We start from the raw sequence: 18,203 nt of genomic DNA, 5'->3' as shown, positions 1-18,203 counted from the left end.
CGGACTAATCTCTTGTGTTCAACATTACAATAAAGTACATGCTTAGTATAAGATTGAACCGCCGTATACGGGTCCGTACGTACGGTGGTGTGAGAGGTCGGAGGTTCGTCACCTCCTCCTACTCGATGTTTCCTAGATGTGTTAGTTATCCTGTTTAGAATTAGGGAGTTCACAACCATCATCATCGCATGTAGCACCCTCTACTTCTTCCTGAGACTGAAAAGGCCCATCTTGCTCTATTATCTGCTGTAAAGACTGTACGAAAATATCGGTCGATTGAGCACCTGTAATGGCATACTTCCTATTTATAAGGAAAAATGGGATGCTTCTGATTCCAAGTTCAGATGCCTCTTGTTGATCTGATCGTACTTCATTAGCCATTAAATCACTTTCTAGTAAAGAAGTAACTTCTTTCTGATCTAGGCCAACCTCTAATGCTAGTTCAATTAAGGTTGAATGGTCACCAATATGCTTCGATTCCGTATAAAATGCATGTAGTAACCTTTCTGTCATTTCATGCATAAGACCTTTTGATTTTGCCAACATCGTTAAACGATGGGCGTCAAATGTATTGGTGAGAATCATCGTATCAAATTGATAGTCCAATCCTTCAGCCTGAGCCATTCTATTCATGTTCTGGCAATTCGCCTTAGCTTGCTCAATGCTCATTCCATATTTGTTAGATAATTTCTCATAAATGTTGTAGTTTACATCTCGCTCAATAGTCGGGTCTAGCTCAAAAGATCGATAAACTACTTCTACAGGTTGGTCAATTTTCTTAAGTGCGTCCTCCAGACGCCTCTTGCCAATATAGCAAAATGGTCAAACGAAATCAGTCCACATTTCAATTAACATGAGAATACCTCCATCCAATATTGTTTCATTAGTATACCTATTTGTTTAAACAGAGTCCAATAAGATGCACGTATTACCCACTTGAAATTAGTTTTGCCGGAGAACATTTGCTAAGAAATGTAAAAAATCTCTTGGCTTAATAATATTGATAAATTATTATTTAAATAACAAATTTGTGATAGAAATCCTTAAAGTCTACTGTATGAATGAAGAGGACTTTATTTAAATTTGAGGGTTTGATTTGGGGAGTGGAGTGATAGAGATGATAGTAATTACTGAATTAAAAGAGATGGACGAACAACACAGAGAAGAGCTTTCTAATCTCCTGATAAAAGTAGTAGAAGAAGGCGCATCTGTTGGGTTTTTACCGCCTATAGATCTATCTGTTGCAAAAGATTATTGGAGGAATCTATTATGTCCGGAGGTTCATTTATTTGTAACAAAACTAGATGGAGAAATCGTGGGAAGCATTCAATTACATCTAAGTACAAAAGAAAACGGACTACATAGGGCTGAGATTGCAAAGTTAATGGCGCACCCAGACGTTAGACGAAAAGGAATTGGACGTGCTTTAATACATAAGGCTGAGGAGCAAGCAAAGAAGGAAGATCGAACGCTTATCGTGCTTGATACACGGGAGGGTGATCCTTCAAATCAACTTTATCGTTCCCTAGGATACATTCAAGCCGGCCGAGTACCGAACTATGCAAAATCAGCAAGTGGAGAACTAGAGGCTACTATCATTTATTATAAAGAATTAGATTAATAAAATTGCTAGACGAAATTGGGCGTATTATGACGTTCAATTTTTTTTGTCCTTTCTAATTCATGTTGGTAATAAAGGGGTTTTATCCAATTTTCGAGCCATACTAATATAAAAGAATGAGTAGGAGATTCATTACATGATTGAACATTATATGACCCTAATATCTACTCTAGTAGTGAATGGGCTAGGCTGTATATGGATATAGAGAAAGAATATCCTTCGGTATGGAATTGTACTAGTGATCAGTATAGTCGTATCTGCTTGTTTATGCTTATTGTTGTATTGGCTAGGATTTTATCGATTTGCTCTCCCCCTACCATATGTTCTACCTGCCGTTGCGATTAGTTTTAGCTTTTTAGCGTTGCTAGTTATTCGCTTTAAACCAAGGGTAAGAACATTTCCGTTTTTCTTTATTACGATTACTTTGATTTTTACTATTGAGGTCGTGTTAAAGGATTATTGGCAATTTATTATATTTTGAAATGGGTGGGACTGGGACTCATACTCATTATACTGGGTTTATGCGAGGTTTTTTACGTATATCGGGAGTTTTTTTGTATCACGTAAATTTAGGAATCCTATTCGTTCTGATACCAATCTATATTGGGGGATCTTTTTAATCGTTTTTTTGTATGGAGTTAGTGGGATGTTTATCTTACATCATATAAAAGTTACTGGTACACACTAGTCTGTGTATCAGGTAAATAAGATGGAATAGGAGTGATGAACAAGTGAGTCGTGATGAAGTAGTACTGAATTCTAACCGCGAACAAAAAACAAATCAACTGAAAACAGAATCCTTTGATAGGAAAGAACATGTAGCCCCTACTATTCACTCTGAGGAATTGCGATATAAGAATGCGGATGAAATATATGAATAAAAGGGTTGCATAACAGCTGTTCTCTAAGAAAAAGTGAAATAATTAGGGAGAAGGATCAAAATAAACTTAGTCAAATCTTGGGTGAATCTCCTTCGTTTGAAGGAGATTCTGTCTGTTTTTATTAGTTTACTTCATTTCCGATACTTGATTTAAATAAACCAATCTTCTCTGCGACTGTTCCTAGCTTGTCATCACCTTTTGCGAAAGTTTCGTTAGCTGCATCTAAAGATGGAGCTTCTTTTGCTAGTTCTTCTGCTTTTGCTTGGTATGAATCAGCTAAATCAGTTAAAGCTGCTTCAATATCGGATTTATATTCTTCTAAATCTGAAGGAATCTGAACATTCTTTAGTTCTTCTGCTGTTGCAGTAGCGGATTCTTTTGCACTAGCTAACAGTTCAGGCGTTTTCTCTTCTTCTTTTGCTCCTTCGAAGGAATTTAGGTCAGCGTCTTTAGCGTTAATTTTTTTGGCTAACTCCATGTTAAAAACAACAAATGCCTTTTTTGGATCAGCAACAACTTCAGCTGCTGCTTCTTCAGTAGTCCCATCCTTTTCTTTCTTATCAGTTTGACTTTCCTCCCCACTACAAGCAGCCAAACCTACTGTTAATGTTAGTGCCGATACTGCTAAACCAATCTTCTTCATGTTGAATTCCCCTTTTTTATCTATATTTGGCTTAATTTGCCAAAGTTTTAGACGACACGAAGTACAAATATGTTTCAAAAAGTGATAAATTTTTTAAAAAATATGTAATAAATAACAAAAATTAATAGATTCGGCTGTCAATAAAACTAGTATCATAGATGTTTATTTGGTAATATTTTCATGAAAGTGTGAATTAGAGAGCTTGATATAAAGGGAGACAGGGAACGTGAAAGAACAAAAAATTAAACTAAGTAACTCCATAGAATTAAATGTAATATATCAAATAGAGCATAAGCCTACAGTTTTATTTCTTCACTTTAGTGGGGGAACATCAAAAATGTGGAATGGGGTACTCCCGTTATTCAAAAAAGATTTTTCTATTATTGCTCCCGATTTTAGAGGGCATGGGAAGTCGGAAAGACCATTAACAGGTTATCATATTGATGATATGGCAAATGATTTATATTTGCTATTAAAGGAATTGAATATTGAGAAATGTCATGTAGTCGGAAGCTCGCTAGGGGCAGAAGTGGGATTGAGTCTTGCAAGGGCACATCCAAGGATGGTGCTATCATTGGTTTGCGAAGGTGCTTTAGCAAATGAATTCGGGGAGTTCGGTATATTTAATGGAACCGAAGAAGAGATTGACGCAGAAAAAGACAAGATTAATCAGATTCTTATGGAAAGGAAACTTCCAAATCACCAAACAAAGATAGAAGCTTATGGAGAAATGAAAGAATCTTTTCAACAACAAGGGTTTTGGAACGAGTACTTTTCTTCATTTATAGAGAGTTGTATCGAAGAAACAGAAGAAGGAACGTTTACAAGTCATTATAAGAACCATGTTCGAATCGAATATATTCAAAAGTACTGGGAGCTTAAATTTGAAGAGTATTATAAGAACATAGCCTGTCCTATTCTTTTCCTACCTAGTACGGAAGAATGGGATAACGAAAAAGTTAGAAAAAGTTTAGAGTCTTTTATAAGTTATTTACAGGATTCATACGAAATCAAACATCTGAAAGATTCTGCGCATGCTTATGTGTGGATGCAGCAACCAAGAGAAGCAAGTGAAGTAGTTAAAGAATTTATTAGTAAGTACCAAAGATAATAGTGCTTAGGATGCACTTATGTGCATCCTATTAGGTTAGGGTCGATCCTTTTTCCATGTAGGATTTGTGATTTTTCTTAATTTTTTATTTGTTATCTTTACTAAAAAAGGTAAAAGGAAAGCTAATGCTGCACAAATAACAATAAAATTTGCTGGAAGACGTCCGAGTAAACTTTCTAACATAAGCTTTCTCCTTTTAGTTAGTCGTCTTTGTAGAAGTACCTGTTGTACGAATGATTACATTTGTATCAATGTTAATTTTAGCTGTCGGAAAAGTACCTTCCCCTTTATCCCAGTGCTTTTTCATTTTTTGCCAAGAGTCATATCTTTTATGCTCCAAAATTCTATTTAATCCCAGTATGTCGACTTTGATTTCTTTTTGAGTCCTTTCAATGGTATTTTTCACAGTTGATTCAAGGGATTTTTCCAATGCTTTTTCAATTTGATCTATCTCTTTTTGATTCAAAAAATCTACAGGTTTAAAAGACTGTACGATTTTACCCTCTGTTTTAATTTTGATAGTAAACTCAACATTATCCTCAGATTTAACAATCGGTTCTACTTTACTATCCGCTCTCTCAATTTCGTACACTACTAAAGAATTCTTATAGTTAGTTTTAATTGTTCCTCCTTTAACTTCACTAACGATAAAATTGAGTCCCATCACCTCGTTCTCATCAATAAACCCGATTAGTTTATTTGAGAGCCCTTTGAAAACAGCACCTCCATCAACTTTTATAAGATCGTCCTTTGTCCTGATGGAAGGAATAACAAAATTATTTTCTTGTAGGAGATTTTCATGTAAATCTCCAACAACAGTCGGCATTAATAATTTCGCTGTTTTAAAATGATTCTCAAGTATAGAATCTATATACATAGTCGGGAGTTTCTCTACCTTTGGTTCGGTTTCAAGGATTTTTATTGCAGGCTCACCTTTGGAAATGACGACTTTTGTGGAACGTCTCATTTCGTGGTCACGAATTAGAAAATCGAGAATATTTTCCAATGCTCCTTCACTTTTCGCTACATCCTCTGAAATAACGACAAGTTGTAGATGTTCATAGTAAGGACTTCTACTTACTTCTATCGCTAGTTCCTTTCCGATTTCGTGGAGACTCTCTCCAGTTTCTGTGACATTCTTGAATGCCTCTTGAGCTCCACCACCTTGTGTGTAACCAAACCCTGCTGGAATAACATATTGAAAGGTGACTTCATATTGGTCGGTACCATCTTTATTCTCATTTTCAATCAAGTCAATGGCCATACCTACAACAAAACCTCTTTCTTCGATTTCAACTCTATCCCAGCACCCAGTCACCAACAAGAGGATAGGGATGGCTTGTGTAAGGCCCATACCAACATAGCTAAGAAAATTTCCAAATAAAGAAACAGCATTAAAATTTTGTGGTAGCATGGCCATTACAAAAGCAATTGGTGACAAAATATAGATCCAAGTCATCCTACTCCAACTAGTTACCACACTTGAAAGTGCCAAAATCGAGATATCGAACGCCATAAGTGTAGTATTAAAGATTGCCATAATCCAAACAGTAAAAAAAATCGATTCAAAACGTTCAAAAAATCCTCCAGGAATTTGTACTTCTTTTGCAAGTTCAATGGTCGGATATAGTAGTGTACCTGTCACACTATATGAAAAGACTAATATACAAGATAGATGAATAATTAGGTATAGTATGGTAGGAATGACCATAGAAAGACCAGCGTATTTTGGAACTTTTATTGGCTGCTTGACTAAACTTATATAAAAGAGGAGAATTCCTGTTCCTGCAAAAGCAAAATGACTATCCTTAATACCAACAAAATATGATTTAAGGTCCGACTTAAGAAAAGGATACAGATTCTGAAATTCCATTAATCCGATATTAAATAGAACAACCGTAAATGATATCAAAAGGATAATAGGGACAAACATCAAATTTAATCTTAAAACGCCAATACTTCCTCCTGCACCACCGTAAATAATGATGAGTAAAAACAGAAACGCAATGACTTCTAGCGGAGTGATATCGAATAAATATTGTTTCGCGACCATAGATACCACTCTAATGAGGTAGGAGGTTAGTGCCAAAAAATATAATGATATTCCTATTGTTAATAAAAGTGCTACAGGCTTTGTTGCAATCCTCCCAGTATAAGAATAAAAGCTTTGCCCTGGAAAACGGCTTGGAAGGGCAGCGATTAACCAGGTAATGATAATGGATAAACCACCAGCAACCAATAATGCTATGTATCCATCCGTTTTCGTGGTAGTGGCTAATAATCTAGGTAGAGTAAGAATCCCAACTCCAATAACCATGGAAGGAACCGCGTAGGCTATTTCTTTTTCGGTGATATATTTGTCGCCATATTCAAAGTTCTTCATGATTATCCTTTACCTTTCTTTCTAATGGTATCTCTAGGCATTAAGTAAGTTGGTCTCCTTTTCATAACGGTATGTGGAGAACGTACCACTAAATCCTTCCAGTCTCCGTAAAAGCTCGGTGCAAACGGCACAGTATAAGGCACTCCGAAACTTCTTAAGTTCACTAAGTGAATATTCACAGCAATATAAGCAAGCACAATCCCGTAAAATCCAAAGCTTGCTGCTGCTATCATAAATGCAAATCTTAACATCCTTAGTGATACCCCAAAACTGTAGGAGGGGAGCGCAAATGTTGCTATAGCTGTTATTGCTATGACAATAACCATGATGGGACTTACAATTCCTGCTGATACAGCTGCTTCTCCAATAACAAGTCCACCTACAATCCCCACGGTTTGGCCAATGGCTTTTGGTAGACGAGCACCAGCTTCTCTTAATAACTCCATCGTAATTGCCATTAAAAAAGCTTCTATGATTGCTGGAAAAGGTACTCCTTCACGTGTCGATGCTATAGAAAAAGCTAGTTTTGACGGAATCATTCCTTGGTGAAATGAAACAAGTGCTATATATAAAGCTGGGGCAAACACAGATATAAATGCTCCCAAATAACGTAAGCCTCTAATCAAAGATCCAATTGCCCAACGTTCATAATAGTCTTCTGGGGACTGTAAGAAATTCATAAATACGCTAGGGGCTAGCAAAACAAAAGGCGTACCATCTAGAAAAATAGCCACTCGACCCTCTACAATCGCTGCCGAAACTCTATCTGGTCTTTCCGTGTGCTGTAGTTGCGGAAATGGAGACATAATACTATCTTGAATAAATTCCTCGATAAACCCAGTCTCGGGAATATCATCTAGATCAACGTCTTTTAATCGCCTTTCCACTTCTTCTACAATATCAGGGTGAACAATCCCATCTATATACATAATCGCAACATCTTTTTTTGACCGTTTTCCAAGCTTATATGATTTCACCCGGACATTAGGGTCCCTAAAGTGTTTTCTGACTAAAGCCGTGTTTGTTCTTATATTTTCAACAAACCCTTCTCTTGGTCCACGAATGACACTTTCTGACTGGGGCTCTTCGACAGAGCGTCCATCAGAACCTTTACTCGAAATAATAAGAGCATCCTTTACACCATCAACGAAGAGAGCCGAGTCGCCTGAAAGGACTGGTAAAGAAACATCGTCTAAAGTATCTACTTTCTTGATTTCACCAACAGAAAGGAGCTTTAAGGTTAAATCTTTTAGTAAAGTGTTAGGTTGAGTAGAGTCTATCGTGTTTTGATGAAACTGGATGTTTTTAATGATTTTACTGTTAATTAAGTCTGAATCAACTAGCCCATCTATATAAATAATGCAACAGCTAATATCGGCTATTTTAAGCTTTCGAATAACAAGGTCACTTGGATTCCCGTACATTCGTTGTATATTTTCTATATTCTCTTGAACTGAAGTAAACAGCTGAAGCGAAAAATTCTCCGTTTCATGAGGAGCAGGTGTATGATTTGAATTTTTCTTCTTGAAAAAAGAGTTCTTGATTCGCATAGTAAACATCCTCTATTGGATTGGTTATAATGTTCATTTTTTCCTATTAAGGTGAAATTACTCATAATGGGGGTGAATTAATTTAGTGAGGCTATAAGGGAGGAAAGATGGGAATGAGGTTGTATTTTGTAAAGCATGTCCAAGGATTTTACCCGTCATCAATACGGAAATGACGGGTGTGTGTTTATATATCACCTTTTAATGCTTCATAATACTGGGTATGTGTGGGAACCTCGTTGGATTCTATACAATTCTCAATTAGTTGTCTTAGACGGATTAATTGCTGAAACATTTGTTCATTTGCCTCTGTTAGATAAGTAATTTTTCTGTTGTCAGTTGAAGCTTCACTGTTGATGGTCGTGTGTGCACGTTGTTCGATATTAACTACTTCATGTTGCAGACTTCGGATTTGTCTAATAATGACTTCATTCGCTCTTTCTAATGCTTCAACACGTTGCAACAAGTCATCCTTTGAAAATTTGTTCACCTAATTCCACCTCTCAGAGTTCTTTCTTACTATTTATGAGCCTGTTTCTATAAATATGATGTAATGAGGAGCAGGAACCCTTCGCCCAATTTTTCATACATATATCATAGAAGGGATTTGGGAGGGCAAGTCATGAACAATTATTGGCCGAAGGGGTGGAAAAAAGCGCTACCTAACTTTCTTGGTGAGGATTTTTTTACTTCTTTTGAAAATATGTTTGAAGAAGAACAACATCAAGACACTTCCAACCCTAGTAGCAAGAAAAGCTCGGGTATTCATGTGAACATATATGAATCTGGACATGAACTTCTCTGTATTTTTAAACTTCCAGGATTAAAACTGAAGGAAGTTGACATTGATGTGCACAACGATACGATAGAAATCACTGGTTCTGTATTTGTTAATAAAGGAGATTTTCGCCCCATTCTAGAAGAAATTTATGAAGGTCCAGTTCATAGAAAGCTTAAACTGCCTTACCAAGTTCGTAAGGATAAAGTAGATGCTTCTTACAAGCATGGCTATTTATTTGTACTGCTGCATCGAGATCTAAGAGCAATTGATCAAAAGCCAAAAATTATTATTGAAGATCTAGAAGCCGATTAATCAGTCCAACTTTTTAGGGCTGGTTTTTTATTTTTTTAAAAGAACTTGTCTCACGAATAATCAAAATAATAATCAAATATACATAAATGTCAGAATTATACGCCTTTCTTCCAGAATAAAAACATCATGAGAACGGGGTGTGGTAATGGGTTTTTTTGATAACCATGGACTTAGCTTTAGACAAAAGAAAGCATTACAAAGTGGTTTAGATTCGGATTTGTTAGGGATAGAAAAGGCCATGAAGGAGGCCAAAATACCAGAGGTAGAAAAGGAAAAGGCCCTTAAACGGTCTGTAACCTATGGGCTAGAAGCCGCGCCTTCCATAGGGGACAGAACAATTTCAACTTTTACACGAGAGCCTAGACCAGCATACGCTGGAATCCCAACATTCTTGAGAACACCTTTTTTGGAGGATGTTCGAAGAGTAGGAGAGTATGATGTTGCCTTTATGGGCGTTCCGTTTGATATCGGAACAACTTATCGGGCAGGAACACGATTTGGCCCTGAGGCCATTCGTCGAATTTCAAAACTGTATACGAGCTATAGCTATGAAAAAGGCGTAGACTTGAAGGAATCGTTAAAAATGTGCGATGTTGGTGATGTCTTTACAATAGCGAATATAGAGAAAAGCTTTGATCAAATATTTAAGGCGGTATCTCATGTCTTTAGCCAAGGAACCCTTCCGGTCATGCTAGGTGGGGACCATGCAATCGGATATCCATGTTTAAGAGCAATTGCGGAGCATGTTGATGGTAAAGTCGGTATTATTCATATGGATCGGCACTTAGATTTACAGGAAAAAGACATGGATGAGAGGATGCATACAACACCATGGTTCCATGCAACAAATATTCCGAATGCTCCAGCTTCTAATCTAGTTCAGGTAGGAATTGGTGGTTGGCAGGTTCCGAGGGATGCGGTTAAAAATGTAAGGAAATTTAATACAACCGTAATGACCATAGGAGATATTGAAAGATTGGGTATAGAAAAAGTAGCTGAAATTGCCCTCGAGCGAGCATGGAAGGGTGCAAAGGCTGTGTATTTAAGTGTGGATATCGACAGTTTCGATAGTGGTTTCGTGCCGGGTACGGGCTGGCCGGAGCCAGGAGGCTTCTTACCAAGAGAAGGGTTGAAATTCCTAGATTTAGTCGCAAGGGAAGGGATTTGCGGAATGGAGGTTGTCGAGGTTTCACCACCGTATGATGTGAGTGATCAGACCGCATTACTTGCGACCCGTGTAATTGCAGATGTATTAGCAGCAATGGTCGATGCAGGAAAACTGGGCAAGAAATTTGCATAATGGACGGTGATTGTTTGTGCATATACCAGACGGTTTTTTAAGTTTGTCTGTATGGACATCCACTACAGCCATTTCAGCGGCTGCTGTTGCGCTGTCCGTTAAAAAAACGAAATTATCGGAAGAAGGGAGTCAAATCCCTTTACTCGGGATGGTTACGGCATTTATTTTTGCCGCACAAATGATTAATTTTCCAGTTGGGGGTGCAACTTCTGGTCACTTAGCTGGGGGTGTTCTAGCTGCTATACTGTTCGGTCCATGGATGGCTACCCTAATCATGTCAGCTGTTGTAATCATCCAGTCTTTATTTTTTCAGGACGGTGGAATCACTGCCATAGGGGCTAATCTACTTAACGTAGGTGTTATTGCACCTTGGATTGGTTATGGGATTTATAAGCTATTTGCGAATGTAAAATCTAGATTTTTAAGATCCAGTGGCATCTTTATTTCCGCATGGGTATCATTAGTGCTAGCAGCTGTTGCTGTCTCAATAGAATTATGGTTGTCGGGGATTATCCCTCTAGGTGTAGCGTTGAAAGCAATGATCACTTGGCACTCAATCATCGGTATTGGGGAAGGGATTATAACAGTAGTTGTCGTTAATTACCTAATGCAAAGAGCGGATCAAAGATTCTTACTACCTGTGAAGGAAGGTGGATGATGGATGAATAAACGACTTCTCTATTTTTTAGTGGCCACCATTATTCTTGCTGTATTCATATCACCACTAGCTTCTTCAGACCCCGATGGTTTGGAACGGGTAGCACATGATTTGAATTTTTTGACCTATGAAAAGGAACCGCTGTATCATGTGTTTTCTGATTATAGTGTGCCGTTTTTATCCAATGAAATTATAGGTACTTCGCTATCAGGGCTGATCGGAATTGGTATAATAGGGCTTCTTACGTACTTCGGAAAGAAGTTAGTTAAAAGAAAACAAATGATTAAAGAGTAGGCGAGTGCTTGGCTTGTTACCAATGGTGTAACAGGCCTTATTCTATAAAAGGAGGGGGATGAATGGCAGGTGGCTTCTTCGATATATCCGTTGCAGGGGCAAAGCGAAATATCATAAGTTCTCATAAAGCTAGAGTTGTAGTGCTCCTAACTTTACTCTGTATTACAGCCTCTTTGAGAAGTTTTGAATTAATTGGCGGGGCTGCTTTTATCGTACTTAGCTTATGCGTTTGGGCTGGAGTTAAGTGGAAGTATGTATTCCTCAGAATGCTTTTTCTAGTTCCGTTTGGATTAGGCGCTATCATTCTATTGCCATTTTTTGCAGGTGGGAAAGAGGTACCATTATTTTTAGGGATCATGGTATCTGAGAAAGGGCTTTCCACCGCTTTATTGTTAGTTAACAAACTATTATTATGTCATTTTATCATTTGTTTACTATTATCTACTACTTCACCATCCGAGCTTTTTAGAACATTGCGCCAGCTAGGTTTACCGTTTGTACTAGTAGAAATCATGAAAGTGACAATGAGGTACTTAGCTGTATTATTTGAGGAGATTGAACGTATGATGATTGCCCAACAATCACGTGGATTTAATTTTAAAACGTTTGCCTCTTGGAGGTCTTATAAACGCTCAGGAGAACTAATCGGAGTGTTGTTAATACGGTCTTATAATAGGAGTAAACGAATTCATGAGGCCATGGTTTCGAGAGGATTTGATTCTTCGGAAAAGGAGTAGTGATATGATGAATGCTGTTGAGTTTAAAGAAGTAACATATTTATATCCAAATGGAATGAAAGCTTTGAATCATATTAATCTACAAATACCGATTGGAACTAAAGTTGCTTTATTAGGCCCAAATGGTGCGGGGAAATCAACATTACTACATCATTTAAATGGGTTAAAGGTACCCCAACAAGGTACAGTTAAAATAATGGGGGAAGAACTAACGAAGAAAAACGCAAATTCTATCCGTCAAAAAGTGGGACTGGTATTCCAGGATCCAGATGACCAAGTGTTTTCTGGAACTGTCTTAGAGGATGTAGAATTTGGCCCTCGTAATCTGAAAATGACAGAGGAAGAAATAAGTGAGGTTTGTCTTGCTGCGTTAGGGAATGTAGGAATGCTAGATTATAAAGACCAAGCACCCTATCACTTAAGTTACGGTCAGAAAAAGAGAGTAGCTATAGCTGGTATTCTTGCGATGAAACCAGATGTTGTCATTTTGGATGAGCCAATGAGCTACTTAGATCCAGCTGGACAAGATGATATTGCAGGGCTTTTGCAAGGGTTAAACTTTTTAGGAAAGACGATTATCCTATCCACTCATGACGTTAACTTTGCGGCATCTTGGGCAGATATGATTGTCATTATAATGAACGGTGAAATAATAGCTACAGGTGGCACTGAGCTTTTAGTAGACGAAGAGGTTATTAGAAAAGCAAAATTGCATTTACCAATTGTATCTAGATTGTTTAAGATGCTTCCAAATGTAGATACCCTACCTAAAAATGAGCAGGAAGCTTTCCGGTTGCTTTATCGTATCATTTATGAGGAGGAAGGGAGATTTACGTATTAGGATTCTTGATTTTCAGTAGTATTCTCTTCGCCCATTGAGTTTTGTATATCTTCCGTGTCCATATCATTTAAGGAAACGGGCCCTTTTTCGGTTAAAAGCTTTTTTAACTCCTCTGCATCACTTAAGGAGGTTAAACCAACTAATAACGTACCTGAGAGTTCTTGGACACTTAAGTCTTGAATTTTATAGTTTACGTTTTCAATGGTTACTGGCTTAATATTTTCTATTTCTTTTTTCAATTTCTTATGTTCTTCTTCGATTTTATTTAGCTTTTCTAAGATAGTTTCGACTAGGGATGAAGGCGAAGAGGTGGGAGCTTGTTCATTCTCTTGCTTTTGGTACTGCAACAGATTCAAATTTTGTTCCTGGTTCAGGTTTTGATTCTGCTGTTGTTCTGTATGGTTTACATACTTTGGGTGGTAGTAGCGTTGATCGATAGGTTGTTGGGGTTGGTAATTGTAAGGGTAATAGGTATATGGCCAGTAATTGTTCATCTTAATATCGCTCCTTTTAATTATAAAGCAAAGCTGTTATCCTTCTTCACCCAGGGTAGACTCAACAATTTCTTCTACGATTGGAACGTCTGGAACTTCTTTTAAAACTTCATTCACATCTAGTTCTTCTTCAGTATAATCCGTTTTAGAGTACTGTGCAGAAGTAGCACTGTTCTCTGTAATCATAATTTTTCCAACATTAAATGACCCTAGTGTACTTATAGAGTTAATCCTTATATTTTTTATGTTTATTTGTAAATCCATAAAGACTCATTCCTTTTAAAAAGGATTAATATTGCGATTGAATTTGATCCTGTACATCTGGATCGTTAATATTATTCGTATTATCAAATTTTAGTGGACTAAGATTAGCGTCACCAGCATGCAAATAACCCGCATGTACGGTTAAGTTTGCTTGCTGCCCCTTGTGCAATACATTGCCAAAATTCAAAGAACCATTTGATGAAATACTGTTAATCCTTATTCCGAGGATATTATTTATGTGAGATACCATCATAAATCCTCCAATCTAGGTATTAGGCTGATGGAATAGTATATACAAAAATGGATATAGGTGTGAGGAAATCACCTATTCTTAATTATAGTGTTTAGCTGGGCTGAAGTTCTCTGTAGTAAAACTATATACCATGAACTACCGGGTGAGTATGATATGGTAAAATACATCGGTTTTTTTCCCGCGATAAGGCTGGTGCAGATGAGTTCGTGGTAAGAAAGGTAGTTATTCTTACCGCGACAAGGCTGATATTGAATAGTTCGTGGTAAGGAAGATAGATATTCGAACCGCGACAGTGCTGGTGCAAATGAGTTCATGGTTAGAAAGGTAGTTATTCTTACCGCGACAAGGGTGATATTGAATAATTCGTGGTAAGAAAGATTGATATTCGAACCGCGATAGTGCTGGTGCAAATGAGTTCGTGGTAAGAAAGGTAGTTATTCTTACCGCGACAAAGCTGATATTGAATAATTCGTGGTAAGGAAGATAGATATTCGAACCGCGACAGTGCTGGTGCAGATGAGTTCGTGGTAAGAAAGGTAGTTATTCTTACCGCGACAAAGCTGATATTGAATAGTTCGTGGTAAGGAAGATAGATATTCGAACCGCGACAGTGCTGGTGCAGATGAGTTCGTGGTAAGAAAGGTAGTTATTCTTACCGCGACAAAGCTGATATTGAATAGTTCGTGGTAAGGAAGATAGTTATTCGTCCCGCAACTAAGTTGATATTGAAGAGTTCTTGGTAACAAAATTGAACTTCTGTCCCTAGGCAAGGTTAGTCTCATTTTTTACAGCAATGCATCCCCGTGAAATAGATGTTTTAACATATAGTAATTATTAGAAAAAAGCCGTTAAACCTGAACCTGTCCTTGGTCTGTCACATCTGGATCATTAAAAAAGTTAGCGTTATTAAATTGTAATGGACTGAAGTTTGCATCTCCTGGTTGTAAATAGCCAACTGTCATTTTTGCATTTGCTTGATGCCCTTTATGCAACGCATTTCCATAGTTAATCGATGCATTGTTCGAGGAGTTATTAATTCGAATGCCAAATATATTATTGATATGTGTTGGAATCATCGTAATCACCTCATACAATTGATACCGTATTATATTCAGTTACACTTGACTCGTGATGGCTCAAACATAAACTATGAGCAAATAGCTAAGGGCTGAATAAGAATATATGGTAAAAGCGTTAGAGGAGGAGTTGCTGATGAATCCATATTTGTATAGACAAGGAAGTCCCATGTATGGCTTAGGACAACAGGAGTCACAGGCATTAGCTCAAATAGGTTGGCCACAACCAAATCAGAGTTTTAAAGGTCAAGTAGTTGACGAGGAATTTCAAAAAGGAAACACTTGTGCATATGTTCCAAGCACACCGGTTCAATACTATAAACTTCAAATAGCTCATTGGCCATCACAGGACTATAGTGTACCTCACCCTAAAGGATTTGCTCATACGTTACACAATGTTCAGATACTTGGACAGCACTCACCAAGTAGAAATGAATACGGACCTTATTTAGCTGATGCACTATCCATAAAATATTGATGAAATTGTAAAAACGATGCTCTTGATGAGCATCGTTTTATATTTGAACATTACTATTCTGAGTCATCTTCTCCATTTTCTTGCTCGTTAGGACAGCCAAAGGTAAACTCGTCTCCAATTGCTAATTGATCTGTAACAAGTTTTACATTTGCCTGGTATCCTTTATGGATGGCTGGTCCATAATTAACAGATGCTCCGTGGGAAACATTGCTCACCTTAATTTTACCGATGTTTGTAATATGTGTGTATCTTTTCATAGTCTGTCCCTCCTTTCTATTACTATGTTATGAAAGGAGGACAACCTTGTATAGGCATTAATATCACAGAGCCTTCTCAAATGAGCCTAACCTAACATAATCTAAGCCTGCTCTGGAAAGCCTTGTACCTGAACGCCCAACACCAATTGTCACAAAACCTAACTCCTCAAGCTGTTGAATACGTTGTCTAACTTGTTGTTCAGACAGCTCAAAGTATTGATTATGTCCTGTTGTATATTCTGATATCGATTTCCTGCTTGCAATTTTTCCTTCTAGTGAGATTTTGTATATGATTTCAATAATCATTTCTTGTTCTGGACTTAAAGAAAGCTCTCTCTTTTCTTGAAAATCCTCGTTGGTACTTGTTGTCTGTAATTTGTTTCTCTGGAAAAAGTTCATCCCAGGAATATCCTTCTTATTTAGTACGTTGCCATCGTGAACAGCAAGCATATAATCAATCGTGTTCTTCAATTCTCGAACATTTCCGTACCAAGGGAGGTCTTGGAGAATTTGGATGGCATCCTTCGAGACATCTACATGATTTGAATTCGTTTCCTCAATGAAATGTTTTATTAATACGGGAAGGTCACCCTTTCTCTTTCTCAATGGAGGAAGTTCAATAAACAAAACTTTTAAACGGTGATATAAATCCTCACGAAAAGTTCCATGATTTATCATACTAATGAGATCTTTATTGGTCGCTGCAATAACTCTTACATTAATGGGGATGTTTCGTGAGCCTCCAACTCTCCTAATCTCTTTTTCTTGTAAGACTCGAAGTAATCTTGCTTGAAGCTTTGGACTTATGTCGCCGATTTCATCTAGAAAAATAGTACCGCCATCTGCCTGTTCAAATAACCCCTTTTTTCCGCCTTTTTTGGCACCAGTAAAGGCCCCATCCTCGTATCCGAAAAGCTCACTCTCTAATAAATCCTCAGGTAAAGCACTGAAATTAACAGCCAAAAAGGGTCCTGTTTTTCTAGGAGATTCGTTATGAATGGCGCTTGCAAATAGTTCTTTTCCAGTACCACTTTCCCCTTGAATCAAGATGGCTAAATCGGTTCTTGCTAGCTTCATAGAAACTATTTTTGTCTCTTGCAACTCAAGGCTATTTCCAATGATGTCTGAGAAGGAGTATTTGGCGATATAGCCCTTTTTGACAAGCTCATTTCTAGCTGCGCGCTCCATTTCAATGGTTTCATTTACATTTTTGAAAGTCGCAACAATTGATTGTTCTTTTAAAAGATGAAAGCGATGCACCATTACGTCCGTATCTTTTAAACTGAAATATTGATCGTGAGTATCAGTTTGTGAAAAAAGAAACTCAATTAATTTATGATTTTTTAGTACCTTTCGAATGTTTTGACCAATTGCATATTTTGAAGACACACCTGTTAGTTTTTCCAACACTTCGTTAAATACAGTAATTTTTCCGTTGTAGGTAAAAGCCAGTATACCATCGTTTACGCCGTCTACTACTTCCTTTAAATGTCTATTAAGAAGGTTAATTTTATTATTGGTCTTTGCCAGCTTTTGGCTGAGTTCAATGATTTTCTTCGTGTATTTATCAGCAATATCTAGGCCGTTTTCCTCTGGGAATTGCAAAACATCTAGTATTCTTATGATTGTTGTAATGTCTATTAATCTAACACCAATATCAACGATTTGAGAAATAGAAGGAGGTACAAGTTCAACTTCTCCAGGTGTAACGGCAATTTCGGTATGTTCGATTAGCAGTTTGCCGGGATAGTAGGGGACATAGTGAATATGGTCAATCCCTAGTTTTTTTAATGTATGTATCGATTCAGAGACGGTTTCAGGAAAGTCATTTACATATAAAACCTTGGTTTCTTTTGGAAGAAAGAGCAATTTATCAATGAATTGATAGTTGATGGTACGGTTGGCGATAATAATCTTGCACCCATTTCCGATTATGTGTTTTACCTCATCATCAATTAGATAAGAGGAGAAAATAATGATTTGATTTTCGATTATGGGGGGCAACTGCTCCTCAACGGAATAACTCTTCACATTGACAAGGTCACCGATAATTTCATCTAGCTGGTTAGCTAATGCTTTTCTCGTTTCTCGAGTTCCTGCTAATATGACAATTTCTTTTTTAGCGATCATGGAATCCTCCTAATTGGTTGTAGCTGGTTATATATGTGTTAATTATAACAACCAATTATAGGATATGTAAGATTTAATAACCATAAATTACTAAAATATTCTGTGAATTTGGGTTTTGGTAAGTTGGCATACTTTTTGCAAT

22 protein-coding genes are annotated in these 18,203 nt (G+C 37.3%); 10 read left to right on the top strand and 12 right to left on the bottom strand.

The genetic code is table 11. The annotated features are described in order from the left end of the window. Window positions 1–141 precede the first annotated feature (141 nt). A complete protein-coding gene (locus ACFYKX_RS05865; RefSeq protein ID WP_389359071.1) occupies window positions 142–810 on the bottom strand; it encodes a DsbA family oxidoreductase in 669 nt (222 codons plus the stop codon). Between the two features lie 301 nt (window positions 811–1,111). Between ACFYKX_RS05865 and ACFYKX_RS05860 the strand changes: the two genes are divergently transcribed. Together ACFYKX_RS05860 and ACFYKX_RS05855 are read left to right on the top strand one after the other, a co-directional pair. Then, window positions 1,112–1,621 carry a GNAT family N-acetyltransferase gene (locus ACFYKX_RS05860; RefSeq protein WP_389359069.1) on the top strand — a complete coding sequence of 170 codons (510 nt, stop codon included), beginning with the start codon at window positions 1,112–1,114 and terminating at the stop codon, window positions 1,619–1,621. 731 nt (window positions 1,622–2,352) lie between these two features. Then, a complete protein-coding gene (locus ACFYKX_RS05855) occupies window positions 2,353–2,502 on the top strand; it encodes a hypothetical protein (RefSeq protein ID WP_389358956.1) in 150 nt (49 codons plus the stop codon). Between the two features lie 121 nt (window positions 2,503–2,623). Here ACFYKX_RS05855 and ACFYKX_RS05850 read toward each other — a convergent pair whose 3' ends face one another. Further along, window positions 2,624–3,145 (bottom strand): hypothetical protein, encoded by a 522-nt coding sequence (locus ACFYKX_RS05850; protein ID WP_389358954.1) that lies wholly within the window; start codon window positions 3,143–3,145, stop codon window positions 2,624–2,626. A 226-nt stretch (window positions 3,146–3,371) separates the two neighbouring features. Between ACFYKX_RS05850 and ACFYKX_RS05845 the strand changes: the two genes are divergently transcribed. Next, window positions 3,372–4,256 carry an alpha/beta fold hydrolase gene (locus tag ACFYKX_RS05845; RefSeq protein ID WP_389358952.1) on the top strand — a complete coding sequence of 295 codons (885 nt, stop codon included), beginning with the start codon at window positions 3,372–3,374 and terminating at the stop codon, window positions 4,254–4,256. Between the two features lie 36 nt (window positions 4,257–4,292). Here the strand turns inward: ACFYKX_RS05845 and ACFYKX_RS05840 are convergent, their stop codons facing one another. The 4 genes from ACFYKX_RS05840 to ACFYKX_RS05825 form a co-directional block, all read right to left on the bottom strand. Beyond that, window positions 4,293–4,439: a hypothetical protein gene (locus tag ACFYKX_RS05840; protein ID WP_389358950.1), complete on the bottom strand. Its 147-nt coding sequence runs from the start codon at window positions 4,437–4,439 to the stop codon at window positions 4,293–4,295. A 13-nt stretch (window positions 4,440–4,452) separates the two neighbouring features. Beyond that, complete coding sequence (locus ACFYKX_RS05835) at window positions 4,453–6,639, bottom strand: Ger(x)C family spore germination protein (RefSeq protein WP_389358948.1); 2,187 nt, start codon at window positions 6,637–6,639, stop codon at window positions 4,453–4,455. Between the two features lie 2 nt (window positions 6,640–6,641). Then, window positions 6,642–8,189 (bottom strand): spore germination protein, encoded by a 1,548-nt coding sequence (locus ACFYKX_RS05830; RefSeq protein WP_389358946.1) that lies wholly within the window; start codon window positions 8,187–8,189, stop codon window positions 6,642–6,644. Between the two features lie 184 nt (window positions 8,190–8,373). After that, complete coding sequence (locus ACFYKX_RS05825) at window positions 8,374–8,676, bottom strand: hypothetical protein (protein WP_389358944.1); 303 nt, start codon at window positions 8,674–8,676, stop codon at window positions 8,374–8,376. A gap of 132 nt (window positions 8,677–8,808) precedes the next feature. On the opposite strand from ACFYKX_RS05825, the gene ACFYKX_RS05820 reads away from it, so the two are divergent. The 6 genes from ACFYKX_RS05820 (at window position 8,809) to ACFYKX_RS05795 (ending at window position 13,109) form a co-directional block, all read left to right on the top strand. After that, window positions 8,809–9,279 (top strand): Hsp20/alpha crystallin family protein, encoded by a 471-nt coding sequence (locus tag ACFYKX_RS05820; RefSeq protein WP_389358942.1) that lies wholly within the window; start codon window positions 8,809–8,811, stop codon window positions 9,277–9,279. 145 nt (window positions 9,280–9,424) lie between these two features. Next, on the top strand, window positions 9,425–10,579 hold the full coding sequence (locus tag ACFYKX_RS05815; protein ID WP_389358940.1) for an agmatinase family protein: 1,155 nt from the start codon (window positions 9,425–9,427) through the stop codon (window positions 10,577–10,579). Window positions 10,580–10,595: 16 nt separating this feature from the next. Beyond that, window positions 10,596–11,237 carry an energy-coupling factor ABC transporter permease gene (locus ACFYKX_RS05810; protein WP_389358938.1) on the top strand — a complete coding sequence of 214 codons (642 nt, stop codon included), beginning with the start codon at window positions 10,596–10,598 and terminating at the stop codon, window positions 11,235–11,237. Window positions 11,238–11,240: 3 nt separating this feature from the next. Further along, window positions 11,241–11,531: a PDGLE domain-containing protein gene (locus ACFYKX_RS05805; protein ID WP_389358936.1), complete on the top strand. Its 291-nt coding sequence runs from the start codon at window positions 11,241–11,243 to the stop codon at window positions 11,529–11,531. A gap of 62 nt (window positions 11,532–11,593) precedes the next feature. After that, complete coding sequence (cbiQ, locus tag ACFYKX_RS05800; RefSeq protein WP_389358934.1) at window positions 11,594–12,268, top strand: cobalt ECF transporter T component CbiQ; 675 nt, start codon at window positions 11,594–11,596, stop codon at window positions 12,266–12,268. Window positions 12,269–12,272: 4 nt separating this feature from the next. Beyond that, the gene (locus ACFYKX_RS05795) at window positions 12,273–13,109 is read left to right on the top strand and encodes an ATP-binding cassette domain-containing protein (RefSeq protein WP_389358932.1); all 837 of its coding nucleotides are present in this window, start codon (window positions 12,273–12,275) and stop codon (window positions 13,107–13,109) included. Here the strand turns inward: ACFYKX_RS05795 and gerPC are convergent. The 4 genes from gerPC to ACFYKX_RS05775 form a co-directional block, all read right to left on the bottom strand. Continuing rightward, window positions 13,106–13,603 carry a spore germination protein GerPC gene (gene gerPC / locus ACFYKX_RS05790; RefSeq protein ID WP_389358930.1) on the bottom strand — a complete coding sequence of 166 codons (498 nt, stop codon included), beginning with the start codon at window positions 13,601–13,603 and terminating at the stop codon, window positions 13,106–13,108. The two genes, ACFYKX_RS05795 and gerPC, sit on opposite strands and share 4 nt — an antisense overlap. Before the next feature lie 36 nt (window positions 13,604–13,639). Further along, window positions 13,640–13,867, bottom strand: coding sequence for a hypothetical protein (locus ACFYKX_RS05785; protein ID WP_389358928.1), 228 nt, complete (start codon window positions 13,865–13,867; stop codon window positions 13,640–13,642). Between the two features lie 25 nt (window positions 13,868–13,892). Continuing rightward, window positions 13,893–14,120 (bottom strand): spore germination protein, encoded by a 228-nt coding sequence (locus ACFYKX_RS05780; RefSeq protein ID WP_389358926.1) that lies wholly within the window; start codon window positions 14,118–14,120, stop codon window positions 13,893–13,895. A gap of 848 nt (window positions 14,121–14,968) precedes the next feature. Beyond that, the gene (locus ACFYKX_RS05775; protein ID WP_389358924.1) at window positions 14,969–15,196 is read right to left on the bottom strand and encodes a spore germination protein; all 228 of its coding nucleotides are present in this window, start codon (window positions 15,194–15,196) and stop codon (window positions 14,969–14,971) included. 136 nt (window positions 15,197–15,332) lie between these two features. Here ACFYKX_RS05775 and ACFYKX_RS05770 point away from each other — a divergent pair, with 136 nt between their 5' ends. Continuing rightward, window positions 15,333–15,674: a hypothetical protein gene (locus ACFYKX_RS05770; RefSeq protein WP_389358922.1), complete on the top strand. Its 342-nt coding sequence runs from the start codon at window positions 15,333–15,335 to the stop codon at window positions 15,672–15,674. Window positions 15,675–15,727: 53 nt separating this feature from the next. Here ACFYKX_RS05770 and ACFYKX_RS05765 read toward each other — a convergent pair whose 3' ends face one another. After that, entirely contained in the window at window positions 15,728–15,931 is a 204-nt protein-coding gene (locus ACFYKX_RS05765; RefSeq protein ID WP_389358920.1) for a spore gernimation protein, read from the bottom strand. A 63-nt stretch (window positions 15,932–15,994) separates the two neighbouring features. Further along, complete coding sequence (locus tag ACFYKX_RS05760; protein WP_389358918.1) at window positions 15,995–18,061, bottom strand: sigma 54-interacting transcriptional regulator; 2,067 nt, start codon at window positions 18,059–18,061, stop codon at window positions 15,995–15,997. Between the last annotated feature and the right edge of the window lie 142 nt (window positions 18,062–18,203).

Source organism: Cytobacillus spartinae (assembly GCF_042865285.1).
Classification (GTDB): Bacteria; Bacillota; Bacilli; order Bacillales; family Cytobacillaceae; genus Robertmurraya_A; species Robertmurraya_A spartinae.
The sequence above is the reverse complement of the archived record's forward strand: the minus strand, read 5'-3'. Positions and strand labels throughout refer to the sequence as shown.

Excerpts from the sequence above, each read along its gene's own strand:
- ACFYKX_RS05850 (WP_389358954.1), bottom strand. The coding sequence starts at position 3,145 with ATGAAGAAGATTGGTTTAGCAGTATCGGCACTAACATTAACAGTAGGT.
- ACFYKX_RS05840 (WP_389358950.1), bottom strand. The coding sequence starts at position 4,439 with ATGTTAGAAAGTTTACTCGGACGTCTTCCAGCAAATTTTATTGTTATT.
- ACFYKX_RS05835 (WP_389358948.1), bottom strand. The coding sequence starts at position 6,639 with ATGAAGAACTTTGAATATGGCGACAAATATATCACCGAAAAAGAAATA.
- ACFYKX_RS05830 (WP_389358946.1), bottom strand. The coding sequence starts at position 8,189 with ATGCGAATCAAGAACTCTTTTTTCAAGAAGAAAAATTCAAATCATACA.
- ACFYKX_RS05820 (WP_389358942.1), top strand. The coding sequence starts at position 8,809 with ATGAACAATTATTGGCCGAAGGGGTGGAAAAAAGCGCTACCTAACTTT.
- ACFYKX_RS05815 (WP_389358940.1), top strand. The coding sequence starts at position 9,425 with ATGGGTTTTTTTGATAACCATGGACTTAGCTTTAGACAAAAGAAAGCA.
- ACFYKX_RS05805 (WP_389358936.1), top strand. The coding sequence starts at position 11,241 with ATGAATAAACGACTTCTCTATTTTTTAGTGGCCACCATTATTCTTGCT.
- cbiQ (WP_389358934.1), top strand. The coding sequence starts at position 11,594 with ATGGCAGGTGGCTTCTTCGATATATCCGTTGCAGGGGCAAAGCGAAAT.
- ACFYKX_RS05795 (WP_389358932.1), top strand. The coding sequence starts at position 12,273 with ATGATGAATGCTGTTGAGTTTAAAGAAGTAACATATTTATATCCAAAT.
- gerPC (WP_389358930.1), bottom strand. The coding sequence starts at position 13,603 with ATGAACAATTACTGGCCATATACCTATTACCCTTACAATTACCAACCC.
- ACFYKX_RS05785 (WP_389358928.1), bottom strand. The coding sequence starts at position 13,867 with ATGGATTTACAAATAAACATAAAAAATATAAGGATTAACTCTATAAGT.
- ACFYKX_RS05780 (WP_389358926.1), bottom strand. The coding sequence starts at position 14,120 with ATGATGGTATCTCACATAAATAATATCCTCGGAATAAGGATTAACAGT.
- ACFYKX_RS05775 (WP_389358924.1), bottom strand. The coding sequence starts at position 15,196 with ATGATTCCAACACATATCAATAATATATTTGGCATTCGAATTAATAAC.
- ACFYKX_RS05770 (WP_389358922.1), top strand. The coding sequence starts at position 15,333 with ATGAATCCATATTTGTATAGACAAGGAAGTCCCATGTATGGCTTAGGA.
- ACFYKX_RS05765 (WP_389358920.1), bottom strand. The coding sequence starts at position 15,931 with ATGAAAAGATACACACATATTACAAACATCGGTAAAATTAAGGTGAGC.
- ACFYKX_RS05760 (WP_389358918.1), bottom strand. The coding sequence starts at position 18,061 with ATGATCGCTAAAAAAGAAATTGTCATATTAGCAGGAACTCGAGAAACG.